This is a genomic window from Frigoribacterium sp. AC759 (genome assembly GCF_979256015.1).
In genome coordinates, this window is the sequence record NZ_CEEDMT010000017.1 from 1 (window position 1) to 15,877 (window position 15,877).

Below are 15,877 nucleotides of genomic sequence, written 5' to 3' on the forward strand. Positions count from 1 at the left end.
CGCGGTGCCGCCGGCGGCGAGCGCCTTGGCGAGCATCTCGTCGACCTCGTCCTTGCTCTCAGCGCTGACGGAGAGCTGCATCTCGTTGCCGACGGTCGCGTCGACGATCTGCTTGCTCGTGAACTGCTGGAAGAACGGCTTGACGAGGATCATGACGTAGATGGTGTCGCTGATGACGATGCAGGCCGCGTTCGCGTCGGTGAAGGCGGGGTTGATCGACCAGCCGAGCGCCTCGTAGAAGGCCTTCGAGGCCTCGAGGTCGTCGACGGCGATGTTGACGAAGATCATCGTGGGCATGACGCACCTGGTTCCCATCGTCCCGAAGGCCCGGTGCCGCCGGTCGTGGGGTCAGCATGGCCCCGGCACGAGCGGCGGTCAAGGAACCCGCGGCATACGGTGCGGTCGGCGTCGGCGTCGGCGTCGGCGTCGGCGTCGGCGAGCCTGTGCGGCCGGTCGGTTCGGGGGTGCAGTCTCGACGTCATGAAGAACACGACACTCGGCCAGGTCGACGGCGGCCTCGACGTCGGACGCCTGGGCCTCGGCCTGATGGGCATGTCCGCTTTCTACACCGGCGACAGCACGGACGACGACGAGTCGGTGCGGGTCATCCACCGCGCGCTCGACGTCGGCGTCACGCTGCTCGACACGGCCGACATGTACGGTCCGCACACGAACGATCAGCTGCTCGGACGGGCCCTCAAGGGCCGGCGCGACCAGGCCGTCGTCGCCACGAAGTTCGGCAACGTGACGGACAAGGAGGCGCGGCTCGAGCGGACCGTCGACGGTCGCCCCGAGTACGTGCGCAGGTCGGTCGACGGATCGCTCAAGCGCCTCGGCATCGACCACATCGACCTCTACTACCAGCACCGCGTCGACCCGCAGGTGCCGATCGAGGAGACCGTCGGGGCCATGGGCGAGCTCGTCACCGCGGGCAAGGTGAGGTTCCTCGGGCTGTCGGAGGCCGCGCCCGAGACGATCCGCCGTGCCCACGCGACGCACCCGATCACCGCCCTGCAGACCGAGTGGTCGCTGTGGAGCCGTGAGCCCGAGGCCGAGATCATCCCCACCGTCCGTGAGCTCGGCATCGGCTTCGTGCCCTACTCGCCGCTCGGCCGCGGGTTCCTGACGGGCACGATCCGGTCGGTCGACGAGCTCGCGCCCGACGACTTCCGACGCTTCGCCCCCCGCTTCTCGGGCGACAACCTCGAGGCGAACGTGCGGATCGTGCAGCAGGTCGACGAGGTCGCGCGTGCCGTCGGCGCGAAGCCCGGACAGGTCGCGCTGGCCTGGCTGCTCGCGAAGGGCGAGGGGATCGTGCCGATCCCGGGCACGAAGCGCCGCGCGTACCTCGACGAGAACGTCGCCGCCGACGAGATCGTCCTCTCGGAGGAGCAGCTGCACCAGCTCGACGACGTCGCCGCGCCGAAGGGCGCCCGCTACGCCGACATGTCGACCGTCGACGAGTAGCACGGCGACCGACGTCCCTGGGTGAGCCGCCACCCCGCCTCGCCGCCACCCCGCCACGAAATGAACATCCCGCCACGTTTTCTCGTGGCGTGATGTGCACATCGTGGCGGGGTGAGACGTCCGCGCGAGGGGCGAGGCCGAGGAGGCGCGGGTACGGTCGAGCGATGGACGACGTGATCAGACGCCGGGCACTCGTGCACGGCCTCGTGCAGGGTGTGGGGTTCCGTTTCTCGACCGAGGGCGAGGCCGATTGCCTCGACGTGGGCGGTTTCGTCCGCAACCTGCCCGACGGAGACGTCGAGGTGGAGATCGAGGGGCGACCCGACCGCGTCGCTTTGATGCTCGAATGGCTGGAGCAGGGCCCGCAGGGGGCGACGGTCGACTCCGTCGAGGTACGGGAGCTCGGTCCGATCGGCGAGACGGAGTTCACCACCCGGCGCTGACATCGACGACTCGGCTCGCGCGACGCCTCGGCTCGCGCGTCGCCGGGGGTCGCCCTCGGACTGCGGCGCGGGTCGCGCACGGACCGCGGCGACGATCTCCGACCGGCACCTCACATACGGGGCTCGAGCACCGTCTACAGGGTGAGTAGCATCGCCGAGGGTGAGGAGCCGACCGTGACGACCGAGACAGACCTGCCGCCGACCGTCCATACGACCGTGCCGAGCCCGCTGGGCGATCTCACGCTCGTGGCCTCCGAAGACGGCCTCGCCGGGCTGTACTTCGCCGAGCACCGCAACCTCCCCGACCCGGCCGGTTTCGGGCGGGCTTCGCCGACGGGCGTCGGGGTCGTCGACTTCGACGAGGTCGAGCACCAGCTCGGCGAGTACTTCGCGGGCGAGCGTCGTCGATTCGACCTCCCGCTGGCGCCGCGCGGCAACGAGTTCCGCCGACGGGTCTGGGCCCTGCTGCGCGACATCCCCTACGGCGAGACGCGCAGCTACGGCCAGCTGGCGCGAGAGCTCGGCGACGTCGGCCTCGCCCGGGCCGTCGGGGCGGCCAACGGGCTGAACCCGCTCAGCATCGTCGTGCCGTGCCACCGGGTCGTCGGCGCCGCCGGTGCCCTCGTCGGCTACGCCGGGGGTCTCGACCGCAAGCGGCGGCTGCTCGATCTCGAAGAGCCCGAGAGCGCCTCCTCGGGCCGCCTGTTCTGACGTGCTGCCGTTCGCCCGCGTCGTCGAGCTGCACGGGGCCACCGTGTGGCGCGTCTGCCGTGCGGTGCTCGACGAGCACGACACCGACGACGCCTGGTCCGAGACGTTCGTCGCAGCCCTCGTCGCCTACCCCTCGCTGCCCGAGACGGCCAACGTCGAGGCGTGGCTGGTGACCATCGCGCACCGCAAGGCGATCGACATCGCGCGGGCCACGACACGTCGTCCGCAGCCGGTCGAGGTCGTGCCCGAGCGGCGACCCGCGCCTCCGGCGGACGAGGCGCTGGCCCGGCGCGACGAGCTGATCCGCGCCCTCGACCGCCTGCCTCCCGGTCAACGCCGGGCCGTCGTCCACCACCACCTCGTCGGGCTCTCGCACGCCGAGGCGGCGGAGCTCACCGGCATCACCCCCGCCGCCGCCCGCCGTGCCTCGGCCGACGGCATCGCCCGGCTCCGACTCCTCCTCAGCCCACCCGACCCGCGAGCACCGTCAGGGGCCCCATGACCGACACACCAGACACCGCCGCGAGCATCCCCGAAGGCGAGGCCCCGCGGTCTGCCGCGCCCGAGCTCGATGCCGTGCTGCGGCAGCGGCTCGGGGGCTTCGCTCCGAGCGACGACCGTCTCGCCGCCCTGCACGCCCGGTTCGTCCGCTCGGCGATGGACGCCGACGCCGTCGACGTGGCGTACCGCACGGTCGACTCCCCCGTCGGCCGGCTCATGGTCTGCACGACGACCGTCGGCATCGTGCGGATCGCCTTCGACGTCGAGGGGCTCGACACTGTGCTCGACCGGCTGGCCGCGGCCATCAGCCCGCGGATCATCGAGGCGCCCGACGCCCTCGACACGGCGGCGGGTCAGCTCGACGAGTACTTCCGCGGCGAGCGCCGGTCGTTCGATCTGCCGCTCGACCGCCGGCTGTCGAGGGGGTTCCAGCGCACCGTGCTCGAGCATCTGCCCGAGATCGGCTACGGGGCGACCGAGTCGTACGCGTCGGTCGCGCGGGCCTCGGGCAGCCCCAAGGCCGTCCGCGCCGTGGGCACCGCCTGCGCGACGAACCCGCTGCCCGTCGTCGTCCCGTGCCATCGGGTCGTGCGGAGCGACGGCGCCCCCGGGAACTACCGTGGGGGGATGGCCGCCAAGCAGACCCTCCTCGCGCTCGAGGCCACGTCGTGAGCCCCGCCGACGATCCCTCGGTCGTGATCGGCGACGACGGGCTCGCACGACCCGTCTGGGCCTCGACCGACCCTATGATGCGCGAGTACTACGACAACGAGTGGGGCATGCCCGTCCGCGACGAACGCGGGCTCTTCGAGCGACTGAGTCTCGAGGCGTTCCAGTCGGGCCTCTCGTGGGCGACCATCCTGCGCAAGCGCCCGGCGTTCCGCTCCGCGTTCGCCGACTTCGACCCCGACGCCGTGGCGCTCTTCGACGATGCCGATCGTGCTCGGCTGATGGGCGACGCCGGCATCGTCCGCAACCGGTTGAAGATCGACGCGACCATCCAGAACGCGCGAGCCGTGGTCGGACTGCGCGCCGACGAGGGCCTGGTCGACTTCGTCTGGTCGTTCCGACCGGCCGAGACCCCGTCGCCGCAGACCATGGCCGAGGTGCCCACGACGTCGCCCGAGTCCGTGGCGCTGTCGAAGGCTCTCAAGAAGCGCGGGTTCACGTTCGTCGGGCCGACCACCATGCACGCGCTGATGGAGGCCGTCGGGCTCGTCGACACGCACCTCGTGGGCAGCCACCGACGCGGCACGTCGGGGGTCTGGGTCGACGCCCCGCGGCCGGGCGCCCGGCAGGCAGCCTCGGCTCCGGGCCACGACTCGTGACGCGTCTCGACGTGCGGGCGGTCGGCGAGTACGACCACCGGCACGCCGTGGGTCTGCTCGCGGCCCACAGCATCCCCGGGGCCGAGGCCACCGACATCGGCGCGGCCTCGCATTCGCGGCTGGTCGAGGCGGGCGACGGGGCCTCCCGCGCCTCCTACCGGGTCGATCTGACCTTCACGGCCGACGGCGTCTCGGTCGACGTGGCGACCGACGACGAGAGGGTGCTCGCCCAGCTCGAGACGGTCGTCCGCCGATGGCTCGACCTCGACGCCGACATCGCCGCCGTGCACGACGCGTTCTCGAGCGACCCCGTGCTCGGCCCGCTGGTGACGGCACGACCGGGCATCCGCATCACCGGCAACCCCGACGGCTTCGAGACCGCCGTCGTCACCGTGCTGGGCCAGCAGGTGTCGTTGGCGGCCGCCCGCACCTTCAGCGGGCGACTCGTCTCGGCGTACGGCGAACCCGTCGAGGGCACCGGGCTGACGAGGTTCCCCCGGGCCGACGTCCTGGCCGCCGCCGACGTCGACGAGCTGCGATCGGCCGTCGGCATCACGAACAGTCGAGCGCGCACCGTGCAGGCCCTCGCCGTGGCCGTCGCCGACGGTCTCGTCATCGCACCGGGCGACGATGCGACCGAGGTGCGGCGCCGGCTGCTGGCCCTCCCCGGCATCGGCCCGTGGACGGTCGACTACCTGGCCGTCCGCGCCCTCGGCGACCGCGACGCCTGGCCCGCCGGCGACCTCGTGCTGCGGCGCGTGCTCGGCGGCCTGACCACGCGACAGGCCGAGACCGCCGGTGCCGCCTGGTCGCCGTGGCGGGCCTACGCGCTCTTCCACCTCTGGGCCGCCGTGCTGCCCACCGCACCCGCGGCGACGGCGCAGGCGACGGCGACGTAGCCGCCCGGCGCACCGCGCGCCGAACCTGGGAGTCGGTCACCGCCGCGGCGCGTAGCGTCACACGGGTCGAAGGCGTTTCTTTCGTCTTCTCTGGCCGGTGTTGCTCGCATCCCTGCCCGTGAAGCTCAACTGCGACAACATCGGCACGAGGGGCACGGACGGCGGCATCGCCACGACCGTGCCCCTCATCTCGTTTCATGTGACCAGTGAGCAGCGCCACTCAGTCGGGAGACGTGGACCGGGCGAGATGACAGCCGCGGGGATCTCGGACATCCTGGAGACCCGACAGGTGTCGACGTGTCGACCACCCCCGAGCCGACCGAGAGCACCGATGCGACTCCTCCTCATCCGCCACGGCGAGACCGCCGACAACGTCGCCCAGACGATCGGCTCGCGGCCGCCCGGCCCTCCCCTGTCGCCGGTCGGCGTCGATCAGGCTCGAACCCTGGCGGGTCGACTCGCTGGCGAGCCGATCGCCGCCGTGCACTCGTCACGGGCCCTCCGCGCCGCCGAGACCGCCGCCGTCGCCGCGGCAGCGCTGGGCGTGCCGCACCACGAGCTCGACGGCCTGCTCGAGATCGACGCGGGCGACCTCGAGGGCCTCTCGTACGCCGACGCCCTGCCCGGGTACATGGGCACCATGCAGAAGTGGTGGACGGACCGCGACGCGCGCATCCCCGGCGGCGAGAGCGGCAGCGAGTTCGTGGCCCGCTACGACGCCGCCGTCGCCTCCGTGGTCTCGACCACCGACCCGGCGTCCACCGCGGTGATCGTCTCGCACGAGGCCGCGATCTGCGTCTGGGCGGCGAACACCGCCGACAATCTGGACGCCGAGTTCAGCCGCACCCACGGGCTCCGCAACACCGGCGTGGTCGCCCTCGAGGGGTCGCCCGACCGGGGCTGGGTCGCCGTCTCGTGGGACGACGACCTGCTCTCGCGCTGAGCGTCGTCGGTCGAGCACCTCCTGCGGAGGTCGTCGCTTTTCGGCCATCGCACCGACGAACGCCCGATCGACCGGGATCGCCGAAACAGCCGGTCAGAGGGCGTAGTTAGAGCGACTAGGCAAAATCGACCACTGACCGGGGTTTTCTTGATTTGTCACCGCCCCTCCGGGGACGTATTTTCGAAGGGTGCCGACCATCTCGATGGCTCGGCGGGTCGCACCTCCGACCGAGCTTGCACGGGCAGGGAGCGGAGGCGCGACCCTCCCCGCCGGCCTCGCCTCAGGCGGCTCGCCTCGTTCACAGCTCGCCCCGCGCCTCCCGGACACAGATGCCAACGACTCCCCCCGCCCCTCTCTCGACCTTCTCTCGTCACGAGGAGTCCGGCACGGACCTGGCCGAGGCGGTGCGGGTGCGTTCGTCGCGCCACGGCGGCCGCGACTTCCGGGCGCGGCTGGCCGACGAGCCGTTCTCGTATCACTACGTCACCGTCGGCGATTCGCGGCTGGGGCTCCAGACGACGCGCTTCACCGCCTATCTGCAGGGCACCGTGCCGTATCCCGAGCAGTACGCGCTCATGTGGTTCCGTCGCGGCAGCGCCACCATCGACCATGGTGGGCGGACCTTCACGAGCCACGGCGCCGATCCCTTCCTGGTGCCCGCCGAAGATCCGTACTCGTTCTCGCTGACCCCCCGGCACAGTCAGCTCGTGCGCGTGGGCCGGGACTTCCTCGAGGAGACCGCCGCCGATCTGCACGGCGGACCACCGCAGCGCATCGTCTTCGATCACACGACGGCCCCCTCCGCCGCCGCCCTCCGACGGTGGCGGTCGGTCACCGCCGCGGCCACCCCGAACATCGTCGACGCGGCCACCGAGCCGCTGCTGCGCCTCGAGTCGCAGCTCAGCATCGTGCGGGCCATGCTCGAGCTGTTCCCGTGGCGGCCGCTCGACCTGCCCGCGAGCGTCCGCACCGAGCGCGGCGTCAAGGTGCGCCTCGCCGCGGAGTACATCCACGCCCACGCCGGTCAGGCCATCACGCCGGCCGACATCGGGCGAGCGGCGGGGCTCAGCCCGCGGGCCCTGCAGCTGGCGATGAACGAGCACTTCGAATCGTCGCCGACGAACTACCTGCGGCAGGTGCGACTCGACCGCGCGCACGCCGAGCTGCTCACGTCGCCGCCGGGCACCGCCCGCGTGTCGGACGTCGCACGGCGCTGGGGGTTCGGCAACCTCGGCCGATTCGCAGCCGCGTACGCCGCTCGGTTCGGCGAGTACCCGCGCACCACGTTGCGCCGCTTCTGAGCGCCGCACCGCGCCTCCTCGGGGGCGGGGGGTGGACGCGGGCGGCCCTGGTGGCGGGTGGCCCTGCTCGCTAGGGTGACAGGACCGATCGAGGGGACTGGTCACATGAACACCGCAATCGTCGTCATCGCCCTGGTGGTCGTCGGCATCGTCGCCGCCACCATCGCCATCGTCGTCCGCGAGCGCCGCGACCGCGCGGTCGCCGCCCGTCTCGACGAGGCGGACCCCGGGGCCGGCGTGCGCGCCCACGCCGACGCCGAGCGGCAGCAGGCCGGCCCCCGCGGCGAGGCCGGCGGCATGTCGTGGTCGGCCGGCGGGCAGAACTCGGCCTGAGCGCCCCGCAGCCGCGCGCATGCCCGCCTGCGTCTGCGCGCCGGTCTCAGGCGCTAGCGGAGCGCGTCGCGGGCGGCTCGAGCCCGGGTCTTGATCGCGGCGATGACCTCGTCCTTCGCGTCGGCGTAGTCGTTCGAGTCGCCCCAGCTGCGAGTCATGAGGCCCTGCTTCACGGACTTGTACAGAGCGCGGTCGGCGGCGTCGGAGCGGAGACGATCGCGCAGGAGGCGGTAGTCGTCGACCGCAGGATCCCCGCGTCGGTAGACGTGCACGTGCACGTCGCGAGCTGGCGTCCGCACGAGTCGGTGCCCCGGCTCGCGCACCCGCAGCTCGTACCCGGCGGCGAGCAGGGGCTCGAGGTAGTCCTCCTCCGCCGTGATGTCGGCCACGACCACCACGAGATCGATGATCGGCTTGGCCGCCAGGCCGGGCACCGAGGTCGATCCGATGTGGTCCACCTCGATCTCCTGCCCCGCCAGCGCCTCGAGGATCCGATCGCGGTGCGCGACGAAGTCGGCGGCCCATCGAGGGTTGTACGGCTCGAGCGTCACATGGAGCGGCTGCGGGCCGCCGACGAGCTCGAGAGTCGTGACATCCGGTCGGCGCGGGTTCCCGCTGTTCGTCGCCATCAGGCCTCGGCCGCGGCCCGGCCGCGTACTGCCGCGACATGCGCCCGCATGGCCGCCTCGGCCGCGTCGGCATCCCCCGAGTCGAGGGCCTCGAGCACGGCCCGGTGCTCGCGGATGGCGTGGTCGGCGTCGCTGACGCCCAGCCCGCCGAACATGCGGAACCGTTGCGCCTGACCACCCAGCGAGTCGAACGCCCGGTGCAGGAACGGGTTGGCGGCCTGCTGCGCGATGAGCTCGTGGAAGGTCTCGTCGGCCTCCCAGTACGCGTGGTACTCCGCGAAGGTCGGGCCCTTCGGCGCCTCGGCGAGCCGGGTGAGGGTCTCGGCGAGCGCGTCGATGAAGGCGTCGGTGCGCCGAGGAGCCGCGAGCCGCGCGACCGCGGGCTCGATGACGCCCCGGGCGTGCATGAGGTCGTCGAGTTCGGCCCCCGTCAGCAGGGGCGCCGCGCGATAGCCGCGGAGTGCCGCCCGGGTGACGAGACCGGTCGACTCCAGGCGGGCCAGCGCCTCGCGGATCGGCGTCTGCGACACGTCGAGATCGCGAGCCAGAGCGTCGATGTTGAGCGGCGTGCCCGGCGGCAGGGTGTCGTCGAACAGTCGGCGCAGCAGTTCGTCGTAGACGCCGTCCGACAACGAGACACGCTGGGGTCGGCGCGGGCCGTCACTGGGTGGCATCCGACCAGTGTTCCACACGTCGGGGCGTGTCGTCTTTCCTATAGGCGGTGTCATCGACCTCGTGCCGACGAGGCGTCCGGAGCCCGGCAGGAGGCGCGGGCCGCCTCGTCGAGGACGCTCGCCACCGCCGCGACGTCGTGGGCTCGTCGCCCCAGGAACAGACCGTCCACCGCGGGTGCTGTCCGTGTCAGCAGTCCCGGCCCCGCACTGCCGCCGTAGACGAGGCGCGTGGTCGGGGGCAGCCCGGCGCGCAGAGCGCGGGCCACGCCGACGATGTGCTCGACCGGAGCCGGCTCCGGTGCGCCGATCGCCCACACGGGCTCGTGGGCGACGACCAGCGGCTCGGCGGCGGCCGCACCGACCTGCGCCAGGCACGACGCCGCGGCCTCGACGGGGCCGACCCGCGCCTCCTCCCCCACGCAGAGCCAGGGCACGAGGCCGACTTCGCGGCACCGGTCGATCTTCGCTCGGATGACGGCGTCGGTCTCGCCGAGGAGCCCGCGACGTTCCGCGTGACCGACCTCGACGTAGGCGACGCCGATGTCCGCGAGGAGCGAGGCGACGTCCTCACCCGTCACCGCGCCTCCGGCGAATCGACTGACGTCCTGCGCCATGACCTGCACGCCGGTGCCGTCGAGCAGCCGCACGGCCGCCTCCAGGAGCGGCGTCGAGGGGGCCACGACGAGCTCGACCGCGCTGCTCCGCACGGCAGCGTGCCCCTGAGCGAGGTCCGCGACGGCCGCCAGCCAGTCGAGGGTGCGGGCGCGGGACAGATAGGCCTTCGTGCTGATGCCGACGAGCACGGTCAGGGCTGACGGAGGATCCGGCGACCGGCCACCGCGATGGCCACGTCGAGGGCGCGCTGACTCGAGGTGACGCTCGCGACGCCGGTCCCGGCGATGTCGAAGGCGGTGCCGTGCGCCGGGGTCGCGATGACCACGGGCAGGCCGCCCTGCACCGTCACCCCGCCGTCGAAGCCCAGCAGCTTGATGGCGATCTGACCCTGGTCGTGGTACATCGTCACGATGCCGTCGTAGCGCTCTCGCGCCCCGACGAAGATCGTGTCGGAGGGGAACGGGCCGACGACGTCGATGCCGCCCGCCGCCGCCTCGGCGACGCCCGGGGCGATGACGTCGATCTCCTCGCGGCCGAAGATGCCGTTCTCGCCGTTGTGCGGGTTGAGACCGCAGACGCCCAGTCGCGGGCGTGCGACGCCGGAGTCGCGCAGCAGCTCGTCGAGCAGGCGGACGGCGTCGACCACGCCCTGCGTCGTGATGCGGTCCGCGACGTCGCGGATGCCGATGTGCGACGTCACCCGGGCGGTCCACAGACCCGGGATGATGTTGATCTCGCTCGTCACGCCGTCGCAGTGCAGCTCCTTCGCGAACCAGCGCAGTTCGTCCTCCTCGGACATGCCTCCGAGGTGCAGGCTCGTCTTGTTGAGGGGCGTGAACACGATCGCGCCGACCTCCCCGGCGTTGGCCAGGTCGATGGCGCGCCGCAGCTGATGCAGGGCGCGCTCCCCCGCCTCCTTGCTGACCTGACGCGGCGGGATGGGCTCGGCGGGCGCCGACCCGTCGTCGAGGAGGGTGGCGAAACCGGGGCGCGGCTCGTCGCTGAGCGGGATCGTGACTCCGACGACCGCCGCGGCGGCGTCGAGCTCGGCGCGGTCGGCGAGCACCACGATGTCGGCCGCCTCGAGGTTCGCGGGGTCGGAGAGCAGGCGGGCCGCGAGTTCGGGGCCGACGCCCGCGGGATCACCCAGGGTGAGGGCGATGCGGGGGCGGCGCACCGATCCGTCGGCGGGATCGGCGAGGGCGGGGGCGGGTGTGCTGACGGTCATGCTGCGGATCCTTCCGGGGATGCCTCGTAGGTGCTGATGACGTCGACCTTGGCGGCCGATGCGCTGGTGGGGTCGAAGCGGTGGTCGAGCCACTCCGACGCGAGGCGCCGGGCGAGCTCGATGCCGACGACGCGCTGGCCGAAGCAGAGCACCTGCGCATCGTTCGAGAGCACGGCCCGTTCGACCGAGAAGCCGTCGTGGGCGGTCACGGCACGGATGCCGGGCACCTTGTTCGCGGCGATGGCCACCCCGAGCCCTGTGCCGCAGACCAGCAGCGCCCGGTCGGCCCGGCCGTCGGCGACCATGCGGGCCGCCTCGATCGCGACATGCGGGTAGGCCGTGTGCCCGTCGGGCCCGACGCCGACGTCGACCACGCTCGCGACGCGGTCGTCGCCCTCGAGGTCGGCCCGCAGGCGCTCCTTGTACTCGTAGCCGGCGTCGTCGCAGCCGACGACGATCCTCAGCGGTTCGTTCACGGTTCAGGCCTCCTGGTGGATGGGGTTCGCGGTCGGGGTGTCTCCGACCGTGTCGACTGTGATCGCGCCGCTCTGCGCCGCGACCTCGCGGGCGACGACGCCGGCGATGCGCGCGAACGACACCGCGCCCGCGTCGGGGTGACCGAGGCTCTTCTCGGCGAGCGGTCGCGCACGGCCGAGTAGGGGTCGGAGGCGCGCGGTCGCGTCCGCGGCCTCGCTCGCCGCCGCTGCGGCCCGCGCCCACGCCTCGGGCAGGTCGAGCCCCTCGTCGGCCGCGCGCCCGAGCGCGTCGACCAGGGGGACGAACGCGTCTACCAGGGTCTTGTCACCGACCTCGGCCCCGCCGAGACGCTGGATGGCCTCGAGCCCCGCCGCAGCGGCCCGGGCCGACGCCTGCGGGTCGCGGAGGTCGGGCTCCGCGGCCAGGGCGGCGCCGGCGCTCGTGAGGCAGACACCCCAGAGCGCACCGGAGGTGCCGCCCGCGTGCTCGGCCCAGCCCTCTCCGGCCTCGGCGAACACGGTCGAGACGCCGGCGCCGCGCTCGACGGCGGCGCGGGCCGACGCCAGTCCGGCGGTGATGCCGCGAGCCATGCCGATGCCGTGGTCGCCGTCGCCGGCCACCGCGTCGAGACGGCCGAACTCCTCCTCCGAGGCGACGACCATCTCGGCGACGTGCTCGAATCCCTCGAGCAGGCGCCGACCGGCGCCCACATGACGATCGTCGTCGGCCGGGGCGACCGACGGGGGCGCCTCGAGACCGGGGCCGCCTCCTGCGTCGTCGACCCGCGCCTCCACGGCTCCCTTCCGGAAGGCGGGGCTCGAGGCCGGGCTCCCCCAGAGCTGCTCGAGTTCGTCGTCGACCCAGAAGAAGGTCGCCGAGACGCCCGACATGTCGAGGCTCGTGACGAGCTCGCCCACCTCGGGCTGCACGACGGTGACGCCGGCCTCGTCGAGCAGGCGCCGGACGTGGCCGTAGAGCACGAAGAGCTCCTCGTACTTGTAGGTGCCGAGTCCGTTGAGCAGCACGACGATCCGGTCTCCGGCGCCTTCCGGGGCCTCGGCGAGCAGCGATCCGACGAGCAGTTCGGCCAGTCCGCGGGCCGACGGCAGGTCGGCCTCGCCGATGCCCGGTTCGCCGTGGATGCCGAGGCCGATGGACATCCGACCCTCGGGCACCGTGAAGAGCGGCTCCGTCGCGCCGGGCAGGGTGCATCCGGAGAACGCGACGCCGAACGAGCGCGTGCGGTCGTTCGCCCGTCGCCCGAGCTCCTCGACGCGGTCGAGGTCGAGACCGGCCTCGGACGCGGCGCCGAGCACCTTGAAGACCGTGAGGTCGCCCGCGATGCCTCGACGCTTGGCGATCTCGTCGCGGCTGCCGCTGGCGATGTCGTCGGTGACCGCGACCACGCGGACGTCGACTCCCTCGGCCCGGAGGCGCTCGGCGGCCTGGCCGAAGTTCAGGACGTCGCCGGCGTAGTTGCCGAACGACAGCACGACCCCGCCGCCGCGCTGAGCGGCCCGGGCCACACGGCACACCTGACCGGCGGACGGCGAGGCGAAGATGTTGCCGTAGGCGACACCGGCGGCGAGACCCGGACCGACGAGGCCGGCGAAGGCCGGGTAGTGGCCGGAGCCGCCGCCCACCACGACGGCGACCTGGCCGTCTGCGAGGGGTGTGCGCCGCACGACGCCGCCCTCCACACGGCGCAGGGAGTCATGGGCCGCCGCGAAGCCGTCCAGGGCCTCGTCGGCGAAGGTGGTCGCGTCGTAGTCGAGGATGGTCACGACACCATCTCCTCTCTCGGGTCGGTGACGGCGGAGGCGACCAGCGCCTCCCGCCCGTCGAGGACGGCCATCCGCTCGGCGCTGGGCAGCACGCGGCGGAGGTAGTCCCGGTTCAGGGCGGCGACGGAGAGCCCGTCGCCGCCGTAGTGCTCGCAGACGAAGGTGCCGCGGAAGCCCGCCTCGACGGCGTCGCGCACGGCGTGCCGGTAGTTGATGAGGCCGAGCTCGAGCGGGGCGGGCAGGGCCGTGTAGGCGCCCGTCGCCGGGTCCTCGTCACGGTGGTAGTTCTTGACGTGCCAGTAGTTGGCGTGCGGCAGGGTGGCGGCCAGTGTCTCGCGCCAGTCGTCGATCGGCCGATGCAGACGGACGAGGTTGCCCACGTCGGGATTGAGACCGACGTTGTCCAGTCCGACCTCGGTGACGAGACGCACCGAGCTGGCAGCGGTGCCGAGATAGGTGTCCTCGTACATCTCGAGCGTCAGGTCCAGGCCCAGTTGAGCGGCGTGCCGCCCGAGCTCCGTGATCCGCGCCACGGCGAGCTGCCAGTTCTCGGGGTCGTCCGGCGCGTCGATCTCGCCCTGCGCCGTCCAGAACCACAGCCGATCCCGCTGCTCGCTCGTGAGCGGCCGGTGGAAGCCGACGGAGACGACCCCCGCCCCCAGACGGGCCGCGGCCTCGAGGGTGCGGTGGCTGTAGGCGAGGTTCTCGAGACCGACCTCGGGGTCGATGACGCTCGACCGCACCACGCAGACGCTCGTGAGGTCGACGCCGGCATCTCGGCCGGCACCCGCCAGCTCGTCGAGACGCCGGCCGGACAGATCGCCGACCCGCAGCCAGTTGTCGTTGATCTCGACGAGGTCGAAGCCCGTCTCGCGGATCTCCTCGAACGAGGCCCGCCAGGCCTCCGGCTCGGCGTCGAGGGTGCTCGTGCCGTCGCGGTCGACCGCCGGGAACTGCAGCATCGCGGCCGCGATGGGCCAGTCGTCGCGCGAGGGGCTCATCGTCCGGCCTCTTCCCGGGCGTGATCGCGCGTCTCGGCGTCGTCGGTCGCTGCGACACGGGGGCTGCGGCGGACCGCGAAGCGCCCGGCGATCTTCGGGCCGACCATCAGGGCGGCGGCGAAGAGGAGGATGCCGACGCTGATCGGGCTCTGGAGCAGGACGAGGAAGCTGCCCTGGCCGATGGCGGAGGTCTGCACGAGCGCCTTCTCGAACAGCGGGCCGAGCACGAGGCCCAGCACGAGCGGCGCCATGGGCAGGTCGAGCTCCTTCATGATCCAGCCGACCACCCCGAAGATCAGGACGAGCACGACGCTGAACATGTTGTTGCTGACCGAGTAGGCGCCGACGAAGCTGGTCAGCAGGATGATCGGATAGAGGTAGCCGTAGGGGATGCGCAGCATCTGGGCGAACACCGGCGCGAGCGGCAGGTTCAGCACCAGCAGCATCACGTTGCCGATGAAGAACGACACGAGAAGACCCCAGATCAGCGTGGGCTGCGTCTCGAACAGGCGGGGTCCGGGCTGGAGCCCGTACACGGTGAAGGCGCCCAGCAGGACCGCCGTCGTGCCGCCTCCGGGGATGCCGAGGGCGAGGGTCGGCACGAAGTTCGCGTTGGCCGCGGCGTTGTTGGCGCTCTCGGGGGCGGCGACGCCCTCGATGGCGCCCTTGCCGAACATCGCCTTGCGGGGCGACACGCGCTTCTCGATGCCGTACGCCATGAACGAGGCGAGGGTCGAGCCGGCGCCGGGCAGGATTCCCAGCACGAAGCCGATGCCGCTGCCGCGGAGGATCGGACCGGCGCTGCGCTTCAGTTCGCCGCGGCTGATGACCATGTCGCGGAACCGGGTGCGGATGGGGGCGTCGGCCCCGCGTCGGATTTGGTGCAGCACCTCTCCGACGGCGAAGAGACCGATCATCACCTCGATGAAGGGGATGCCGCTCAGCAGGTTGATGCTGCCGAAGGTGAAGCGCGCGTCGCTGAAGCCGGTCGCGACCCCGACGGTGGAGATGAGCAGACCCGCCGCCGCCATCATGAGCCCACGGGACAACGAGCCCCCGGCGAAGCTGACGACGATGACGAGACCGAGGATCATGATCGCGAGGTTCTGCACCGGTCCGAAGTTGAGGGCCAGGTCCGCGAGCGGAGGTGCGAGCCACATGAGCAGCGCGAGCGAGATGATCGCTGCGACGAACGAGCCGATGGCGCTGATCGCGAGGGCCGATCCGGCCTTGCCGTTCTTGGCCATCTGATAGCCGTCGAGCGTGGTGACCACGCTCGCGGCCTCGCCGGGCGTCGAGATCAGCACCGACGTGATCGTGCCGCCGTACTGGGCGCCGTAGTAGATGCCCGCCAGCATGATGAGCGCCGTGACGGGTTCGAGGGTGAGGGTCAGGGGGATGAGGATCGCGACGCCGGTGGTCGAGCCGAGACCGGGCATCAGCCCGATGATCGTTCCGAGCAGCACGCCGATGAAGCACCAGAGGAGGTTCTCGGGCGTGAAGGCCGTCGAGAAGCCGAGTGCGAGGTTGTCGAGCATGGTCG

At 72.3% G+C, this 15,877-nt stretch carries 19 protein-coding genes; 10 read left to right on the plus strand and 9 right to left on the minus strand.

The features are described from left to right. The coding region (locus ACZ6JE_RS11470; RefSeq protein WP_464319011.1) for a VOC family protein at nucleotides 1–297 on the minus strand (297 nt) is incomplete at its 3' end. A 183-nt stretch (nucleotides 298–480) separates the two neighbouring features. On the opposite strand from ACZ6JE_RS11470, the gene ACZ6JE_RS11475 reads away from it, so the two are divergent. From ACZ6JE_RS11475 to ACZ6JE_RS11520, 10 genes are all read left to right on the plus strand, one after another. Then, nucleotides 481–1,467 (plus strand): aldo/keto reductase, encoded by a 987-nt coding sequence (locus ACZ6JE_RS11475; RefSeq protein WP_464319012.1) that lies wholly within the window; start codon nucleotides 481–483, stop codon nucleotides 1,465–1,467. Between the two features lie 164 nt (nucleotides 1,468–1,631). Further along, a complete protein-coding gene (locus tag ACZ6JE_RS11480) occupies nucleotides 1,632–1,910 on the plus strand; it encodes an acylphosphatase (protein ID WP_464319013.1) in 279 nt (92 codons plus the stop codon). Nucleotides 1,911–2,084: 174 nt separating this feature from the next. Then, nucleotides 2,085–2,621 (plus strand): methylated-DNA--[protein]-cysteine S-methyltransferase, encoded by a 537-nt coding sequence (locus ACZ6JE_RS11485; protein ID WP_243215699.1) that lies wholly within the window; start codon nucleotides 2,085–2,087, stop codon nucleotides 2,619–2,621. Nucleotide 2,622: 1 nt separating this feature from the next. Further along, nucleotides 2,623–3,123, plus strand: a complete 501-nt coding sequence (locus ACZ6JE_RS11490; RefSeq protein ID WP_464319014.1) for an RNA polymerase sigma factor — start codon at nucleotides 2,623–2,625, stop codon at nucleotides 3,121–3,123. Continuing rightward, entirely contained in the window at nucleotides 3,120–3,794 is a 675-nt protein-coding gene (locus tag ACZ6JE_RS11495; RefSeq protein ID WP_464319015.1) for a methylated-DNA--[protein]-cysteine S-methyltransferase, read from the plus strand. Before ACZ6JE_RS11490 ends, ACZ6JE_RS11495 begins: the two co-directional genes overlap by 4 nt. Beyond that, nucleotides 3,791–4,450: a DNA-3-methyladenine glycosylase I gene (locus ACZ6JE_RS11500; RefSeq protein WP_464319016.1), complete on the plus strand. Its 660-nt coding sequence runs from the start codon at nucleotides 3,791–3,793 to the stop codon at nucleotides 4,448–4,450. Before ACZ6JE_RS11495 ends, ACZ6JE_RS11500 begins: the two co-directional genes overlap by 4 nt. Continuing rightward, the gene (locus ACZ6JE_RS11505) at nucleotides 4,447–5,349 is read left to right on the plus strand and encodes a DNA-3-methyladenine glycosylase 2 (RefSeq protein ID WP_464319017.1); all 903 of its coding nucleotides are present in this window, start codon (nucleotides 4,447–4,449) and stop codon (nucleotides 5,347–5,349) included. The genes ACZ6JE_RS11500 and ACZ6JE_RS11505 overlap by 4 nt, the downstream gene beginning before the upstream one ends. Nucleotides 5,350–5,680: 331 nt before the next feature. Beyond that, nucleotides 5,681–6,292 carry a histidine phosphatase family protein gene (locus tag ACZ6JE_RS11510; protein WP_464319018.1) on the plus strand — a complete coding sequence of 204 codons (612 nt, stop codon included), beginning with the start codon at nucleotides 5,681–5,683 and terminating at the stop codon, nucleotides 6,290–6,292. A gap of 329 nt (nucleotides 6,293–6,621) precedes the next feature. After that, the gene (locus ACZ6JE_RS11515; protein WP_243215694.1) at nucleotides 6,622–7,593 is read left to right on the plus strand and encodes an AraC family transcriptional regulator; all 972 of its coding nucleotides are present in this window, start codon (nucleotides 6,622–6,624) and stop codon (nucleotides 7,591–7,593) included. Between the two features lie 105 nt (nucleotides 7,594–7,698). Beyond that, nucleotides 7,699–7,926: a hypothetical protein gene (locus ACZ6JE_RS11520; protein ID WP_192058901.1), complete on the plus strand. Its 228-nt coding sequence runs from the start codon at nucleotides 7,699–7,701 to the stop codon at nucleotides 7,924–7,926. 53 nt (nucleotides 7,927–7,979) lie between these two features. Here ACZ6JE_RS11520 and ACZ6JE_RS11525 read toward each other — a convergent pair whose 3' ends face one another. From ACZ6JE_RS11525 to ACZ6JE_RS11560, 8 genes are read right to left on the minus strand one after another with little or no spacing between them, the layout of a single operon-like run. Continuing rightward, nucleotides 7,980–8,555, minus strand: coding sequence for a GrpB family protein (locus ACZ6JE_RS11525; protein ID WP_464319019.1), 576 nt, complete (start codon nucleotides 8,553–8,555; stop codon nucleotides 7,980–7,982). Beyond that, the gene (locus ACZ6JE_RS11530) at nucleotides 8,555–9,229 is read right to left on the minus strand and encodes a GntR family transcriptional regulator (RefSeq protein ID WP_192058905.1); all 675 of its coding nucleotides are present in this window, start codon (nucleotides 9,227–9,229) and stop codon (nucleotides 8,555–8,557) included. Before ACZ6JE_RS11530 ends, ACZ6JE_RS11525 begins: the two co-directional genes overlap by 1 nt. 50 nt (nucleotides 9,230–9,279) lie before the next feature. Continuing rightward, the gene (locus ACZ6JE_RS11535) at nucleotides 9,280–10,032 is read right to left on the minus strand and encodes a triose-phosphate isomerase family protein (protein WP_464319020.1); all 753 of its coding nucleotides are present in this window, start codon (nucleotides 10,030–10,032) and stop codon (nucleotides 9,280–9,282) included. Between the two features lie 2 nt (nucleotides 10,033–10,034). Then, nucleotides 10,035–11,072, minus strand: a complete 1,038-nt coding sequence (locus ACZ6JE_RS11540) for a 4-hydroxythreonine-4-phosphate dehydrogenase PdxA (protein ID WP_464319021.1) — start codon at nucleotides 11,070–11,072, stop codon at nucleotides 10,035–10,037. Further along, nucleotides 11,069–11,548, minus strand: a complete 480-nt coding sequence (locus tag ACZ6JE_RS11545; RefSeq protein ID WP_243216509.1) for a ribose-5-phosphate isomerase — start codon at nucleotides 11,546–11,548, stop codon at nucleotides 11,069–11,071. The genes ACZ6JE_RS11540 and ACZ6JE_RS11545 overlap by 4 nt, the downstream gene beginning before the upstream one ends. A 3-nt stretch (nucleotides 11,549–11,551) precedes the next feature. Next, nucleotides 11,552–13,333 (minus strand): dihydroxyacetone kinase family protein, encoded by a 1,782-nt coding sequence (locus ACZ6JE_RS11550; protein ID WP_464319022.1) that lies wholly within the window; start codon nucleotides 13,331–13,333, stop codon nucleotides 11,552–11,554. Continuing rightward, the gene (locus ACZ6JE_RS11555) at nucleotides 13,330–14,334 is read right to left on the minus strand and encodes a sugar phosphate isomerase/epimerase family protein (RefSeq protein ID WP_464319023.1); all 1,005 of its coding nucleotides are present in this window, start codon (nucleotides 14,332–14,334) and stop codon (nucleotides 13,330–13,332) included. Before ACZ6JE_RS11555 ends, ACZ6JE_RS11550 begins: the two co-directional genes overlap by 4 nt. Continuing rightward, nucleotides 14,331–15,872 (minus strand): tripartite tricarboxylate transporter permease, encoded by a 1,542-nt coding sequence (locus ACZ6JE_RS11560; RefSeq protein ID WP_192058914.1) that lies wholly within the window; start codon nucleotides 15,870–15,872, stop codon nucleotides 14,331–14,333. The genes ACZ6JE_RS11555 and ACZ6JE_RS11560 overlap by 4 nt, the downstream gene beginning before the upstream one ends. Between the last annotated feature and the right edge of the window lie 5 nt (nucleotides 15,873–15,877).

Coding starts and splice junctions, on each gene's coding strand:
- ACZ6JE_RS11475 (WP_464319012.1), top strand. CDS start 481: ATGAAGAACACGACACTCGGCCAGGTCGACGGCGGCCTCGACGTCGGA.
- ACZ6JE_RS11480 (WP_464319013.1), top strand. CDS start 1,632: ATGGACGACGTGATCAGACGCCGGGCACTCGTGCACGGCCTCGTGCAG.
- ACZ6JE_RS11495 (WP_464319015.1), top strand. CDS start 3,120: ATGACCGACACACCAGACACCGCCGCGAGCATCCCCGAAGGCGAGGCC.
- ACZ6JE_RS11510 (WP_464319018.1), top strand. CDS start 5,681: ATGCGACTCCTCCTCATCCGCCACGGCGAGACCGCCGACAACGTCGCC.
- ACZ6JE_RS11515 (WP_243215694.1), top strand. CDS start 6,622: ATGCCAACGACTCCCCCCGCCCCTCTCTCGACCTTCTCTCGTCACGAG.
- ACZ6JE_RS11520 (WP_192058901.1), top strand. CDS start 7,699: ATGAACACCGCAATCGTCGTCATCGCCCTGGTGGTCGTCGGCATCGTC.
- ACZ6JE_RS11525 (WP_464319019.1), bottom strand. CDS start 8,555: ATGGCGACGAACAGCGGGAACCCGCGCCGACCGGATGTCACGACTCTC.
- ACZ6JE_RS11530 (WP_192058905.1), bottom strand. CDS start 9,229: ATGCCACCCAGTGACGGCCCGCGCCGACCCCAGCGTGTCTCGTTGTCG.
- ACZ6JE_RS11540 (WP_464319021.1), bottom strand. CDS start 11,072: ATGACCGTCAGCACACCCGCCCCCGCCCTCGCCGATCCCGCCGACGGA.
- ACZ6JE_RS11555 (WP_464319023.1), bottom strand. CDS start 14,334: ATGAGCCCCTCGCGCGACGACTGGCCCATCGCGGCCGCGATGCTGCAG.
- ACZ6JE_RS11560 (WP_192058914.1), bottom strand. CDS start 15,872: ATGCTCGACAACCTCGCACTCGGCTTCTCGACGGCCTTCACGCCCGAG.